This window comes from uncultured Aliivibrio sp. (assembly GCF_946479765.1).
GTDB lineage: Bacteria > Pseudomonadota > Gammaproteobacteria > Enterobacterales > Vibrionaceae > Aliivibrio.
Map to the genome: position 1 here is coordinate 63,559 of NZ_CAMLHO010000017.1, position 14,751 is coordinate 78,309.

A 14,751-nucleotide genomic window follows, 5' to 3' on the forward strand; every position below is an offset into this window, starting at 1 on the left:
TCTTAAATGTGTGGATAATAATGAAAGAAGACGTTGTCCTTGTAAATCAGCAGGGTGAAGCCATTGGTATAATGGAAAAGCTAGAAGCGCATGAGAAAGGGTTATTACATTTGGCTTTCTCGGTTCTACTTTATCGTAATGGTAAAAACGGAAGAGAATTTCTTTTACAAAAGCGCGCTGAATGTAAATACCACAGTAAAGGAAAATGGAGTAATACCTGTTGTTCACACCCAAGAATTAATGAGTCAATTGAATCAGCTGGAGAGCGTCGATTAGAAGAAGAAATCGGCATTACAGGTGTCGCTGAAAACTCATTTGAAAATCTGGGTTGGTTTATTTATCAAGCCGAATTAGAGAATGGACTGAGTGAACACGAGCTAGATTATATTCTATTGGTGAATACGCCTAATGTGGAATTTACGATTAATCCAGAAGAGGTCAGTGATATTCAGTGGTGGAGTGAGGGGGCGATTCAACAAGAATTAGAAAACAATCCAACGGCTTTCTCGGTTTGGTTCGCAACGGTCTACACTAAAGCGGTTCAATGTTTAAATAAAAAATAAGGCAGAGCTTTTATAAAGTCTGCCTTAATCATCTCATGTATTTGTGCGTAAAGCTTATTTTCGAACAGCAATAGCTTCGATTTCAATGCCAACATCTTTTGGAAGGCGAGCTACTTCAACACAAGAACGTGCAGGGTAGTTTGCTACTTTATGTTCATCAAAGAAGTTTCCGTACACTTCGTTTACTGTACCAAAATCATTTAAGTCTTTTACAAATACTGTCATTTTGACTATGTCAGAAACGGTTAAGCCAGAAGCTTCAACAACGGCTTTCACGTTTTCTAGAGATTGACGAGTTTGTTCTGCGATATCATCAGATACTTCACCAGTTGCAGGGTTTACTGGAATTTGACCTGACGTTAGGACCATGTTACCAAGGTCAACACCTTGAATGTATGGACCAATTGCTGCTGGAGCGTTATCTGTATGAAGAACTTTAGTCATTATCATGATTCCTATGATTAATAGAGAGAGCAAGTAGCTCTGCTGTAAGTTTAATATAAAACAAATCTTAATAAGAAAACAGCCCCGACAATATCGAGGCTGAGAAGAATCATATAATTAATATTAATTTAGGTCAGTGACGACTTCTCGTGAATAAACCTTTTCACAATATTTGCATTTCAAATGGATATCGTCATTTTTTGTAATGACTTTAAAACTACTATCAACAGGTTCACCATGAGTAATGCAGTTACTGTTTGGACACTCAAATACACCAGTGATTTGAGTAGGCAGTTGAAGAGGGATCTTCTTAGCTACTTCATAGTTTTCAATTTGATTTACCGTTGCGTGTGGTGCATAAAGCGCCAATTTACTCGCTTGTTCTGGTGTAATAAAAGTATTTTCAATTTTTAATAAATCTTTAGAGCCAAGCGCTGAAGAAGGTAGGTTTAAACCAATCGTTACGCGTTCTGCAGTTTTATCCATTTGAAATAGTTTTAAAACTTTAATACCAATATTCGCTGGGATATGGTCGATTACCGTACCGTTATTGATTGCTTCAACACGTAATTGAGTTTTGTTAGGCATCGTCGTTTCCCCTAAAGTGTTTCGTTAAGAACAAGAGCTAATAAAGCTTGGCGAGCATAAACGCCATTTTCAGCTTGTTGGAAATAATAAGCGTGTGGTGTTTTATCTACGTCGATATTAATCTCATCGATACGAGGAAGGGGGTGAAGCACTTTTAGGTTGTCACGAGCAGGTTGTAAATCTTGCGCGGAAAGAATGTAGGCAGACTTGATGTGCGCATATTCAGATTCATCAAAGCGTTCTTTTTGAACTCGAGTCATATACAGGATATCTAACTCAGGAATCGCATCTTCCATGCTATTAAGTAATTGGTATTCAATACCTAATTCATCTAACTCTTCACAAATATAGTCAGGCATTGCTAATACTTCTGGCGAGATAAAGAAGAATTTTATCCCCTCAAATTTAGCTAAAGCTTGAGTTAAAGAGTGAACGGTACGTCCATATTTCAAATCTCCAACAAAAGCGATATTTAGGTTATCTAAGCGCCCTTGAGTTTCGTAGATGGTGTATAAATCTAATAAGGTTTGCGTCGGATGTTGGTTTGCACCATCCCCTGCATTTATTACTGGCGTACCGTTTGAGAATTCAGAAGCTAGGCGAGCAGCCCCTTCTTTAGGGTGACGCATTACGTAAGCATCAGCATAAGAAGTAATGATCTGAACTGAATCTGCTAAAGTTTCACCTTTTTGAGCAAGGGATGTGTTACCCGCTGTATCAAAACCAATGACTGAACCACCTAAACGTTGAATCGCAGTTTCAAAAGATAGGCGAGTACGAGTCGACGCTTCAAAAAAGCAGCTAGCAATAACCTTATTCTTCAATAATTCAGGTTGAGGTTCTTTTTTTATATTACCTGCCGTTGCTACAATTAGTTCTAACTCTTCACGAGATAGCTCTGGAATAGAAATGATATGTTTTTGATATAGCGAGTTAGCCATAGTCTCTCTTCCCTTTAGTGTGTCAGTCATATTTAAATCAAAAAAAAGCCCCCTATAAAATAGGAGGCTTTAAAAATATCGGTAATTAGGAAACTCAAAAAATAGGGGACCACCACACTTTGTCAGTGCAGATATTCGGTCGGCCGCTGTATGAAGGTAAGTTAATAGCATCATAATTTCCTAGTAAATTGCGCGAGATTATACTCGTATCAAAATCCTAAGCAAGCGTTTGCATCAAATTTTCTTTTGATTACTCTTTTAAAACAAGAGAGATTAACTTCCTAGTGTTGCAACCATTATTGCTTTAATTGTATGCATGCGATTTTCGGCCTCATCAAATACAATCGAGAAATCAGACTCAAAAACTTCATCGGTAACTTCTAATCCGTTCATGCCATATTTTTCTGCAATCTCTTTTCCGATGGTCGTTTCATCATTATGAAAAGCGGGTAAGCAATGCATGAATTTCACATTCGGATTATTTGTTGCCTTAATCACATCCATATTTATTTGGTAAGGTGTCATTAATGCCACTCGCTCATCCCAGGCTTCAGGCGCTTCACCCATAGAGACCCAAACATCAGTGTACAAGAAATCACAATTTTTAACGCCAGCTTCAACGTCTTCGGTCAAAATGATTTTTGCACCTGTTTGTAGTGCGATCGCTTGGCATTGTTCGACTAAAGCATCTTCTGGCCAAAACTGCTTTGGCGCGACAAGACGGATCTTCATGCCCATTTTCGCTGCCCCTACCATTAGTGAGTTACCCATGTTATTTCGAGCGTCGCCAAGGTAGGCGAAGGTGATTTGATTTAATTGCTTTCCACTTGCATATTCTTGCATTGTGAGAAAGTCAGCAAGTATTTGAGTTGGGTGAAATTCATCAGTTAATCCATTCCAAACAGGAACGCCAGCATACTTACCGAGTTCTTCAACAATTGATTGTCCAAAACCGCGATATTCGATGCCATCATACATACGGCCAAGTACGCGAGCGGTATCCTTTATTGATTCTTTTTGACCAATTTGAGTTCCTGAAGGGCCAAGGTAGGTGACTTTAGCGCCTTGATCAAAAGCCGCCACTTCAAAGGCACAGCGTGTACGTGTAGAGGCTTTTTCAAAAATAAGCGCAATGTTTTTACCTGATAACTTAGGTTGCTCATAACCTGCGTATTTTGCTTTTTTTAAATCAGCTGAAAGCTCAAGTAAATGCATAATCTCTTTAGGGGTAAAATCCAATAATTTTAAAAAATTTCTATTACGTATATTAAAACCCATACTGCGCTCCTAGCGGTGTATATCAAAATCTATAAAAACATTTAAACATAAAAATGCACCGAATGTGAATATATATTTAAATTATTTATTTGGTTTTTTGGTCAGGTTTAAATGCGGTCCTACCTAGACCTTGCTTATCTTTGCTAATGGCTAAGATTCCTTTCTAATTGCTACCACTACAAGAGAAATAATACCGTATAGAAGGTAAATATTCTTTAATTATTGAAGTGCTAGGGAATTTGGTTTGAGCAGGCTATAATGATGGTTATAGTTTATTATCTAATACAGTGTGGAGCCTTACTATGTCTCAAGAAGACGAATATCTATCGGTTGAACAATTTCTTGAACTGCAAAAAGCAGAAACTCGTGAAATTATTGAGTCGTTAAAAGCCGACGGAAGTGAGCCGGAAGCACTGTATGCTATCGAGCACCACTTAATGGCTGAAGATTTTAAAGCACTTGAAAATGCAGTTGTTGAAGCATTTAAAATGGGCTTTGAAGTATTAGAAGCGGAAGAACTTGAAGATGAAGACGGTACTAAGATCCTTTGCTGTGATGCAGTAATGGATTCAACGTTAGACGCTGAAGTGATTGATGCTCAAGTAGAAAAGTTGGTTCAACTCGCTGAGAAGTTCGACATTATCTATGATGGTTGGGGTACATACTATGAAGGCGAAGACGCTGAGTATGACATTATCGAAGATGGTGACGAAGAATAATAATATTGTCAAATAACGACAATAGAGAAACAGTGCCCTAGGCTTGTAATTACAAGTGTAGGGCATTTTTTTTAGGGATGAAGATACGAATGAATACAAGAATTGTACTTAATGATGAAGCAGCGCTATGGCAATTGTCGCCATTAACTGACACTGCATTACCTATTAAAGATATTCCAATTCAACAAGGGATTGCTTCTGTTTATGAGGCTCTTTCTGTTGAGGAAGCCAATAAGCAAGAATGGCATTTGATGCGTTTCTTTGAGGTAGATGAAGCGTTACTTAATTATCCTGCAATTGAATTAGTGATGAGTGGGATCTCTCGCTATGCAGAAGTGAGAATCAATGGCGTAGCCGTATTTGATTGTAATGAGCTAATGACTCGCTACCGTAAAGACATCAAAGAGTTTTTACAGTTAGGTGGTAATCGCTTTGAAGTTCTCTTTTTGGAAGAAGATGAGGATGATTGGTTATTAGATGACGATGAAATCAGTGGTGTTTGCGAAATAAATCAGGCGTATCATTATCGTTTTGGTGCAGTAAAAGACAGCGACATTAAAGATGATATTGGTGTTTTTGGTGTCTGTTTTTTCCAACCAATTCCTCACCTTTCTTTAAATCATATTAGTGTAGAGCAAATATGGCACCACGGTTGTGAGCTTAAAGTTAATGTGTATTTTCAGATGTATAAACCAAATTTAATTTCGGCGAATATTAAATTTGATGGAATGACATTGACGATCCCTGTGGATGTGAGAGGCGATCATGTATCTGCATTATTTCAGGTTGAAGCGCCAAAGTATTGGAATGATCAAACGAAAAATCCAAATGATTTGTATGTGGTTTCTGTCATGCTTGACGGGCAACTTCATGAACTTGAGATTGGATTATCAAAAACTGAAAACGTTATTCACTTCCCTTTGTAAGTAGAAAAAAGGCCGATGCGTTAACATCGGCCTTTTTTATGCATTACGATAATATCAACCTAATAAAGATCAAAGGTTTATTTATAGTGCTGCGATTGTTTCTTTTTGTGCTTCTAGCTTAACAAGAGTTTCGTTATAGCCATCTAGTTTTTCGCGCTCTTTAGCGATAACCACTTCAGGTGCTTTAGCAACGAAACCTTCGTTACCTAATTTACCTTCGATACGTTTAATCTCGCCTTGGATTTTCGCTACTTCTTTATCTAAACGAGCAAGCTCTGCATCTTTATCGATAAGACCCGCCATTGGGATCATCAATTCAGATTTACCAACAAGAGAAGTCGCACATGCAGGCGTCTCTTCATTGTCAGCAAGAACCTTAATACTGTCTAGTTTTGCTAGAGACGTTAGTACAATCTCATTTGCTTTAATACGCGCTGCGTCTTTCTCATCAGCAACTTTAATCATTACGTCTAAGCCTTTGCTTGGCGCGATGTCGTATTCAGCACGTAAATTACGGATACTTGTAATGAAGGCTTTAACCCACTCAAGATCAGCAACGACATCAGCATTGAAGTTTTCTTCATTAAACTGAGGTAATGCTTGAGTCATGATGGTTTCACCTTCCACACCATCAATTAATGGCTTAACGCTCTGCCAGATTGATTCAGTGATGTAAGGAAGAATAGGGTGAGCAAGACGTAATGTCTTTTCAAGAACCGTGATCAACGTATAACGAGTTGCACGTTGTTGTGCTTCAGTACCTTTCCAAAGAACTGGTTTAGTTAGCTCTAAGTACCAGTCACAGAATTGGTTCCAGATGAATTCATACAGAGTGTTCGCTGCCATATCTAGACGGTAGTTGTCTAGGTGAGCATTAAACTCTTTCGCTGCAACTTCAAACTGAGAAGTGATCCATTGGTCTGCTAATGAGAACTCAAGCTCTGCACCTTCAGTCATGCCACAATCGTGCTCTTCTGTATTCATCAATACGTAACGGCTTGCGTTCCATAGTTTGTTACAGAAGTTACGGTAACCTTCAAGGCGTTTCATATCCCAGTTGATATCACGACCTGTCGATGCCATTGCTGCAAGAGTGAAACGTAGGGCATCAGTACCATATGGTTCGATACCGCCTTCAAACGTTTTACGCGTTGCTTTTTCGATCTTCTTAGCAAGTTGAGGTTGCATCATGTTGCCACAACGTTTTTCAACTAACTCTTCAAGGCCGATGCCATCGATCATATCGATAGGGTCAAGTACGTTACCTTTTGACTTAGACATCTTATCGCCGTTTTCATCACGGATAAGGCCCGTCATATAAACAGTTTTGAATGGTACTTGTGCATTGCCTTCTTCGTCTTTCACGAAGTGCATGGTCATCATGATCATACGAGCAACCCAGAAGAAGATAATATCAAAACCTGATACTAGAACTTCTGATGGGTGGAATGTTTTAAGTGCGTCTGTGTTTTCAGGCCAGCCTTGTGTACCGAATGTCCAAAGCGCAGAAGAGAACCATGTATCAAGTACATCGTCGTCTTGGCGAAGTACAACAACAGGTGCAAGGTTGTTTTTCTCACGAACTTCTTCTTCAGAACGACCAACGTAAACTTTACCGCTGTTGTCATACCAAGCAGGGATTCTGTGACCCCACCAAAGTTGACGAGAGATACACCAATCTTGAACATCACGCATCCAAGAGAAGTACATGTTTTCATATTGTTTAGGAACAAACTTGATTTGACCATCTTCAACCGCTTTAACAGCAGGTGCAGCAAGAGGGGCAGTACGTACGTACCATTGGTCAGTCAGCATTGGTTCGATAACAACACCACCACGGTCACCGTAAGGAACGGTTAAATCGTGATCTTTGATCTCTTCAAGAAGACCCAGTTCATCGAACTCAGCTACGATAGCTTTACGAGCAGCAAAACGCTCCATGCCGTGATATTTAGCAGGAAGTTCAGCGCTGTAAACATCACTTTCTTCACCGTTAGTTGTGAATACTTCTGCGGTATCACGAATATCAGCGTTGAAGGTTAGGATGTTGATCATTGGTAGGCTATGACGTTTACCTACTTCGTAATCGTTAAAGTCATGAGCTGGAGTGATTTTCACACAACCCGTGCCTTTATCCATGTCCGCATGCTCATCGCCTACGATTGGAATTAAACGACCAACGATAGGCAGTTCAATGTGTTGACCGATCAGATCTTTGTAACGAGGATCTTCAGGGTTTACAGCAACACCGGTATCACCAAGCATGGTTTCTGGACGAGTGGTAGCAACGACAATGTAGTCTTTACCATCAGCCGTTTTAACACCATTTGCTAGTGGGTAGCGGAAGTGCCACATGAAGCCTTTTTTATCTTTGTTTTCAACTTCAAGATCAGAAATTGCCGTGTGCAATTTAGGGTCCCAGTTTACCAAACGTTTACCGCGGTAGATTAGGTCTTCTTCGAATAGACGAACAAACACTTCTTGAGTTGCAGCAGATAAACCATCATCCATTGTGAATCGTTCACGATCCCAATCGACAGAAGCACCAAGGCGACGAAGTTGCTTCGTAATTGTGCCGCCAGATTCTGCTTTCCATTCCCAAATTTTATCGATGAAAGCTTCACGACCGTAATCGTGTTTTGTTTTGCCTTCTTCAGCCGCAATCTTACGCTCAACAACCATTTGGGTCGCGATACCTGCGTGGTCAGTACCTACTTGCCAAAGGGTATTTTTGCCTTTCATACGTTCAGCACGGATTAGTGTATCCATGATCGTATCTTGGAAAGCATGGCCCATGTGCAGGCTACCCGTGACATTTGGTGGCGGGATCATGATGCTGTAAGCTTCTTTTGATGTGTCGCCATGAGGCTTAAAGTAGCCTTTTTCTTCCCAAGTCTGGTACAGAGCTTGTTCTATTGATTGCGGGTTATATGTCTTTTCCATAGTGTTCGTCACGAATATCTCTACTAAAAAGTGGAATGCCAAATATCATAATTAATGGCTCATTATTTAAAAGGGTAAATATATGAGTTGTTTAGCTATGATGATTGGCACTATTTTAATGTCTCGGTTTGCATGGCTCTGCCTGCATTTCGGTATATTTTATACCTTTCTCGAGCGTGTTGTTTGCTTTTTTCTTCACAGGGTACGAAGTCTACCACTTGAGCAAAGGAAACCGCAAAAGTTGCGACCTCTTGAGCTAAATTTATTAATACATGTCGGCGGCCTGAGGAGCGTAATGTACCCCAGCCAATCTCGATTGGAGAGCCTGATTTTGGGCCTTCGCCAATCAAATTATGCGGTGTAAATTCAGATACATCGTTTTGCCAGAGTATCTCATCAATCAACAAGGCCTGCTCTTTGTCGTCACTTAAAATATAGACACGAGCATTTTGAGAATAATAGTAATGAGCTAGCTGGCACACAAATTTTAACAGCCCGTCTTGAGTGGCGGTTGGTGATGTGGGTTCAAGTACATAGAATAACGCTTGGCTCATAATCTCTCTTATATTAATAGCATTACTAGGCTAATGACAATAAGTAAGTCATTAAAAAAGGGCCTGTATTTAGGCCCTTTATATCATAAAACGAAATTGTTTATTCTTCGTTTTCTGGACCTGAACGATTCAATAAGAATTGGACAAGCAATGAGACTGGTCGGCCTGTTGATCCTTTGTTTGCACCAGAGACCCAAGCAGTACCAGCACAGTCGATGTGAGCCCAATGGTACTTCTTAGCAAAGCGCGCTAAGAAACAACCTGCGGTAATTGTACCTGCTGCTTTACCACCAATATTAGCCATGTCTGCAAACGGGCTGTTTAACTGCTCGTTATATTCGTCAGCCATTGGTAAGCGCCAAGCGCGATCACCTGATTGTTCAGACGCATTGATCAGTTCATGTGCAAGTGGATTATGGTTGGCAATTAAGCCATTGATATGGTGACCAAGAGCAACGACACACGCGCCCGTTAAGGTTGCAACATCAATAACACATTCAGGATCGTAACGATCAACATAGGTTAATGCATCACAAAGCACTAAACGACCTTCTGCATCAGTATTTAAAACTTCAACCGTTTGACCTGACATGGTAGTTAAAATATCACCAGGACGGTAAGAGTTACTGCTTGGCATATTTTCACAACCAGCAAGTACACCAACAACGTTCAGGGGAAGATTTAACTTAGCCAGTGCTTTCATTGCACCAAATACAGAAGCCGCACCACACATGTCGTACTTCATCTCATCCATACAATCACTAGGTTTGATAGAGATGCCGCCTGAATCGAAAGTTAGGCCTTTACCGATAAGAACGATAGGTTTTGCATCAGGGTTAGGGTGGCCCTTATATTCTATTACCGACATCATAGATTCATTATGAGAACCTTGACCTACTGCTAGGTAAGACGTCATACCTAGCTTCTTCATCTCTTCTTCACCGATTACTTTTGTTGTAACGGTTTCGTAATCATCCGCTAAGCGGCGGGCTTGAGAGGCAAGATATGCTGGGTTAGCAACGTTTGGTGGCATATTGCCTAAATCTTTTGATGCTTTAACACCAGAAGCAATTGACAAGCCATGGTTAATTGCTTTTTCACCTAAGCCAAGTTCGCGGCGAGTTGGCACATTGAATACTAACTTGCGTAATGGGCGGCGAGTCTCTGGCTTATTACTCTTGAATTGATTAAAGGTATAGAGATTGTCTTTGGTTGATTCAACCGCTTGGCGAACTTTCCAATACGTATCACGACCTTTAACGTGCAGTTCCGTTAGGAAACATACCGCTTCCATAGAGCCTGTTTCATTTAGTGTGCTGATGGTTTTTTTGATGATATCTTTATATTGACGCTCACCAAGTTCACGCTCTTTACCGCAACCTACTAATAAAACACGCTCAGAAAGAATGTTTGGTACTTGATGCAATAACAGCATTTGACCTGGTTTACCTTCTAGATCACCACGGCGAAGTAATGAGCTGATGTAACCGTCACTGATTTTATCTAGCTGTTCTGCGATTGGAGATAAACGACGTGGTTCAAAGACACCAACAACGATACAAGCGCTGCGTTGTTTCTCTGGACTGCCACTTTTTACACTGAACTCCATGCGTACTCCTACATCCTAAAGACAAATAGAACTAAATGTTAGATAATGAGCAAAATCTAGTTAGATACTATACTATTAGTGTTCCAATTTCGCAGGCTAACATTTAGCCAAAGATTAAAAAATAAATGGTTAACACGGAAATTATAGTGATTCTGGCAAAAATACAAGTTTTCTATAGGTAGATTCGACGTGATTATTATTAGATATTTGATCAAGGAAACATTAAAGAGTCAATTTGCAATCTTTTTTGTCCTCTTTTTGATCTTTATGAGCCAAAAGTTTATTCGAGTATTAGCTGACGCTTCTGATGGCGATATTCCAGGTGGATTGATCTTATCTCTGGTTGGTTTGAATATGCCAGCAATGGGCTTACTCATGTTGCCGCTCAGTATTTTTATTGGGATTTTACTTACTTTCGGCCGTCTTTATGCTGAGAGTGAAATTACGGTAATGAATGCCACAGGGATGGGGAATTCGATCCTAATTCGTGCAGCATTGTACTTAGCATTAATTACTGGTGTGGCTGCAACAGTGAACTCATTATGGTTATCACCTTGGAGCCAAGAGAAAACCACGCAACTGATGGAAACGGTTGAATCAGATGCGGGTGTAGATTTGTTACAGAAAGGCCAGTTTCAGCGCTCACCAGATGGTAAAGCTGTAGTATTTATTGATGCTATTAATAGCAAAAATGGTAAACAGCTAGACCATGTATTTTTAGCACAACCTATACCGCATGACTCATTACGCCCAAGTGTATTAATCGCAGAAAGAGGGGTAGTAAAGGAATTACCTGATGGACGACAAATTTTGGATTTGCAGGAAGGAACTCGTTATGAAGGGATCCCAACTCGCTTAGATTATCTTGAAAGTAAATTTGAATCTTATGAATTGCTGATAGGGCAGAAAGAAGTTCAAGAAAAACGTCGTGATTGGGATGCTATTCCTACGTTAGATTTGATTAAACGTAATGAACTTGCCGCAAAAGCAGAACTACAGTGGCGTATATCGCTTATCATTTGTATACCATTATTAACTATGGTGGTAGTGCCTCTTTCCGCTGTTAACCCTCGTCAAGGGCGGTTCGCTAAATTAGGGCCAGCGGTGTTGTTGTATCTTGCGTATTTTCTTTCGTTAAGTGCGGGTAAATCTGCTGTTGAAGATGGTGGTTTAGCGCCTTATATTGGGTTGTGGGCCATTAATGCCGTGCTATTGATTATTGGTATTATATTGAATTCGATGGACAGTTTATTTGTGAGAAAATTAAAAGATAAAATGCGGAGAAAACCAAAACATGTTTAAGATTTTAGATTGGTATATTGGCCGTACAATCATAGCGACTTCAGCATTATGTTTAATTACTTTGGTTGGCTTATCTTCGATTATCAAATATGTTGAGCAATTACGTCAGGTAGGTAAGGGGACTTATGACCTGATGGGGGCTCTGTATTTTGTGTTATTAAGTATGCCTCGCGATATTGAAATGTTCTTTCCAATGGCGGCATTGCTTGGTGCTTTAATTGGACTAGGGATGTTGGCAGCTAGTTCTGAACTTGTGGTAATGCAAGCGGCTGGTTACTCTAAATTAGATATTGGCGTATCAGTATTAAAAACCGCCATACCACTAATGCTTATCGTGATGGTATTAGGTCAATGGGGTGCCCCTCAAGCTCAAAAAATGGCTCGTGATTTGAGGGCCTTTCAAAAGTCAGGTGGTAATATTGTCGCGATGCAATCTGGTGTATGGGCGAAAGATAATAATGACTTTATCTATTTAGCCAAAGTGGATGATAAAAATAAGCTATATGGCATTACCGTATGGCAATTCAGTAAAGAGAATCAACTGGATAATATTTTATTTGCGAGAAAGGCGGATTATCAATCGAAAGAAGCGGGCTGGAAGATGACTGATGTTACCGTAACTCAGATGAGAGATGAATCTGCGATTAGCGAAAAAAAATTGGATACCTTAAATTGGTCGACAACATTGACGCCTGATAAATTAGCAGTTGTTACGGTTAAGCCAGAAGAGTTATCACTAACGGGCTTATATGATTATGTTACTTATCTAAAAGATTCTGAATTAGATGCGTCACGTTATGAATTGGCTTTTTGGCGTAAAGCTCTACAACCTATATCTGTCGCGGTAATGATGCTGCTTGCTCTCTCATTTGTATTTGGGCCTCTGCGAAGTGTGACGATGGGGGCAAGGATCCTTTCAGGTGTAATTGCAGGTTTTACCTTTTATATATCGAATGAAGTGTTTGGGCCAATAACCTTGGTATATAACATACACCCCATATTTGGTGCATTAGGACCGAGTTTGATTTTCTTATTAATCACTCTAGGGTTACTTAACCGGAAACTATAAAGCGATTCAATAAAAAAGGAGATACTGCAGAGTATCTCCTTTTTTTTATTATTCAATGATGCTTAAACCGCTTTGTCTAAAACGATAACTCGAGTTTTTGCCCAAGTATCTTGGAAGGCTGCGTTATCTTTAGAGATAAAGACAAGAAGATTACCTAAACCAAATGCAGAGGTGGACATACGGATAATCGCTTGAGTTAATGTAATAGGTGAGCCGTTAAGCTGCTGAACTTGCAGTTTCCAAGCTCGCATTCCCAGAGTTTGTCCTTTACACCAAAAATAGGCAAAGAAACCCACAAAAACAGAAATAAGCATTATAGGATAGAGGTTTTGCCATAATGGATCGTTGTTTAAATAAGAGCTAACATCAGGAAATTGACCGTAGCTAATGATCCCTGCGCCATAAAGCATCTCAAGAGTCGCTACGATAGCGCCCCCGGTTAACATCATGACAGCGCTGATAATTAATGCATCGTAGAACCACGCGCCCATACGACGCATAAAACCTGCTTGCTGTTGTGTCTTCATTTTTTCTTCCATAAATTTAAAAACTAGCAGCAGTATAACGACAGACGAGCTAAAAATGAAAAGTTGATTGTAAATAACTGTTGAATATTTCAGCAAACAAAAACTTAGTGTAATAAAGAGCTTGCACCAAGATCATCTCTGAGTATAATCAACCACATCAAGCAGCAATGCTGATAAAGCCGGTATGGTGAAATTGGTATACACGAGGGATTCAAAATCCCTTTCCGAAAGGAGTGGCGGTTCAAGTCCGCCTACCGGTACCACATTTAAATGATAAAGCCTCGATGAAAATCGGGGCTTTGTTGTGTCTGGAATATAGAAACTATCTGCGATATAGAAAAATACCTAATAGTTCTGTAGATATAAAAAAGCCCTGACCGAAGTCAGGGCTTTAATGTTTCTAGAAAACGTTTATTGATTTTCTTCAAGCTTTGCTTTTGCTTCTTCTACTTTTGAAAAATCCAAACCTAATTCTTCAACCGCTTCTTTAATCAAACCTGGGTTCGTCATTACTTGCATCATTAATGGCTGTAGCTTTTCTTGTGGGATACCCAAGCTTTGAATTGTTGCGATTGCCGCTAATGGATTTTGTGTCAGTGCTTGAAATACTTCTGTGATTTTGTCATCACTAACATTGTGTTCTTTTAGTGTTTGAATAATTGGGTTCATGAAAACGTTCCTCTTTAAATGAATACGGTTATTCTACTTATCTCAAGATAAATAAAAATCATAAAACTATAAGTAATGGCTACCTAAAATCATTAGCCAAGTAAAGCCTGCTAGGCATAGAGCAACGAAGACAGCGGAAGAGCCAATGTCTTTTGCTCTGCCACTCAATTCGTGGTGTTCAGGTCCAATACGGTCTACAACGGCTTCTATAGCTGAATTAAGCAGTTCAACGATAAAGATTAAGACAAAGACACCAATCAATAAGATCTTTTCTACAATAGTTACATCAAGCAATAGAGCGATAGGGGCCGCAATCACTAACATGGCGAATTCTTGACGAACAGCTGCTTCATGTTTAAATGCTGCTTTTAGTCCTTGCATGGAAAACTGTGTCGCTTTAATTACTCGTTTGATCCCAGTGTTACCTGGCTTACCTGATGGTATCTCTGTCATGGTGTAACCCTAATGAATATGTAATATCAGTATGAATGGAGGTTATGGTAGTGTTGAGTTTACTAAATAACAAGCATAAAAAAAGCCTCGTCAAATGACGAGGCTTTTTAAATGGCTCCCTTTGCTGGACTTGAACCAGCGACATACGGATTAACAGTCCGGCGTT

15 protein-coding genes and 1 tRNA gene are annotated in these 14,751 nt (G+C 39.7%); 6 read left to right on the forward strand and 10 right to left on the reverse strand.

Translation table 11 applies throughout. The features are described from left to right. The first annotated feature begins 20 nt into the window (after positions 1-20). Complete coding sequence (gene idi, locus Q1K78_RS08620) at positions 21-563, forward strand: isopentenyl-diphosphate Delta-isomerase (protein WP_300176876.1); 543 nt, start codon at positions 21-23, stop codon at positions 561-563. A gap of 54 nt (positions 564-617) precedes the next feature. Here the strand turns inward: idi and Q1K78_RS08625 are convergent, their stop codons facing one another. The 4 genes from Q1K78_RS08625 to argF form a co-directional block, all read right to left on the reverse strand. Continuing rightward, positions 618-1,007 (reverse strand): RidA family protein, encoded by a 390-nt coding sequence (locus Q1K78_RS08625; protein WP_300176879.1) that lies wholly within the window; start codon positions 1,005-1,007, stop codon positions 618-620. Positions 1,008-1,130: 123 nt separating this feature from the next. Continuing rightward, positions 1,131-1,595 (reverse strand): aspartate carbamoyltransferase regulatory subunit, encoded by a 465-nt coding sequence (pyrI, locus tag Q1K78_RS08630; RefSeq protein WP_300176882.1) that lies wholly within the window; start codon positions 1,593-1,595, stop codon positions 1,131-1,133. A gap of 11 nt (positions 1,596-1,606) precedes the next feature. Further along, complete coding sequence (pyrB, locus tag Q1K78_RS08635) at positions 1,607-2,536, reverse strand: aspartate carbamoyltransferase (RefSeq protein ID WP_300176885.1); 930 nt, start codon at positions 2,534-2,536, stop codon at positions 1,607-1,609. A 273-nt stretch (positions 2,537-2,809) separates the two neighbouring features. Continuing rightward, positions 2,810-3,814, reverse strand: a complete 1,005-nt coding sequence (argF, locus tag Q1K78_RS08640) for an ornithine carbamoyltransferase (RefSeq protein ID WP_300176888.1) — start codon at positions 3,812-3,814, stop codon at positions 2,810-2,812. Between the two features lie 302 nt (positions 3,815-4,116). Between argF and rraB the strand changes: the two genes are divergently transcribed. Then, positions 4,117-4,533 carry a ribonuclease E inhibitor RraB gene (rraB, locus tag Q1K78_RS08645; protein ID WP_300176891.1) on the forward strand — a complete coding sequence of 139 codons (417 nt, stop codon included), beginning with the start codon at positions 4,117-4,119 and terminating at the stop codon, positions 4,531-4,533. A gap of 89 nt (positions 4,534-4,622) precedes the next feature. Next, positions 4,623-5,459 (forward strand): hypothetical protein, encoded by an 837-nt coding sequence (locus tag Q1K78_RS08650; RefSeq protein ID WP_300176894.1) that lies wholly within the window; start codon positions 4,623-4,625, stop codon positions 5,457-5,459. Positions 5,460-5,540: 81 nt separating this feature from the next. Here the strand turns inward: Q1K78_RS08650 and Q1K78_RS08655 are convergent, their stop codons facing one another. From Q1K78_RS08655 to pepA, 3 genes are all read right to left on the reverse strand, one after another. After that, positions 5,541-8,402 carry a valine--tRNA ligase gene (locus Q1K78_RS08655; protein WP_300176924.1) on the reverse strand — a complete coding sequence of 954 codons (2,862 nt, stop codon included), beginning with the start codon at positions 8,400-8,402 and terminating at the stop codon, positions 5,541-5,543. Positions 8,403-8,512: 110 nt separating this feature from the next. Beyond that, positions 8,513-8,956 carry a DNA polymerase III subunit chi gene (locus Q1K78_RS08660; RefSeq protein ID WP_300176897.1) on the reverse strand — a complete coding sequence of 148 codons (444 nt, stop codon included), beginning with the start codon at positions 8,954-8,956 and terminating at the stop codon, positions 8,513-8,515. Positions 8,957-9,056: 100 nt separating this feature from the next. Continuing rightward, a complete protein-coding gene (gene pepA, locus Q1K78_RS08665; RefSeq protein WP_300176900.1) occupies positions 9,057-10,565 on the reverse strand; it encodes a leucyl aminopeptidase in 1,509 nt (502 codons plus the stop codon). A 189-nt stretch (positions 10,566-10,754) separates the two neighbouring features. On the opposite strand from pepA, the gene lptF reads away from it, so the two are divergent. Both lptF and lptG read left to right on the forward strand, forming a co-directional pair. Next, positions 10,755-11,867: an LPS export ABC transporter permease LptF gene (gene lptF, locus Q1K78_RS08670; RefSeq protein ID WP_300176903.1), complete on the forward strand. Its 1,113-nt coding sequence runs from the start codon at positions 10,755-10,757 to the stop codon at positions 11,865-11,867. Continuing rightward, on the forward strand, positions 11,860-12,936 hold the full coding sequence (gene lptG, locus Q1K78_RS08675; protein ID WP_300176906.1) for an LPS export ABC transporter permease LptG: 1,077 nt from the start codon (positions 11,860-11,862) through the stop codon (positions 12,934-12,936). Before lptF ends, lptG begins: the two co-directional genes overlap by 8 nt. Before the next feature lie 62 nt (positions 12,937-12,998). Here the strand turns inward: lptG and Q1K78_RS08680 are convergent, their stop codons facing one another. Continuing rightward, a complete protein-coding gene (locus Q1K78_RS08680) occupies positions 12,999-13,463 on the reverse strand; it encodes an RDD family protein (protein WP_300176909.1) in 465 nt (154 codons plus the stop codon). Positions 13,464-13,641: 178 nt separating this feature from the next. On the opposite strand from Q1K78_RS08680, the gene Q1K78_RS08685 reads away from it, so the two are divergent. Beyond that, positions 13,642-13,726: transfer RNA gene (locus Q1K78_RS08685), tRNA-Leu, on the forward strand. Positions 13,727-13,874: 148 nt separating this feature from the next. Here Q1K78_RS08685 and Q1K78_RS08690 read toward each other — a convergent pair. Both Q1K78_RS08690 and Q1K78_RS08695 read right to left on the reverse strand, forming a co-directional pair. Next, a complete protein-coding gene (locus Q1K78_RS08690; RefSeq protein ID WP_300176912.1) occupies positions 13,875-14,132 on the reverse strand; it encodes a DUF2999 domain-containing protein in 258 nt (85 codons plus the stop codon). A 66-nt stretch (positions 14,133-14,198) separates the two neighbouring features. Next, positions 14,199-14,585 carry a diacylglycerol kinase gene (locus Q1K78_RS08695; protein ID WP_300176915.1) on the reverse strand — a complete coding sequence of 129 codons (387 nt, stop codon included), beginning with the start codon at positions 14,583-14,585 and terminating at the stop codon, positions 14,199-14,201. Positions 14,586-14,751 lie beyond the last annotated feature (166 nt).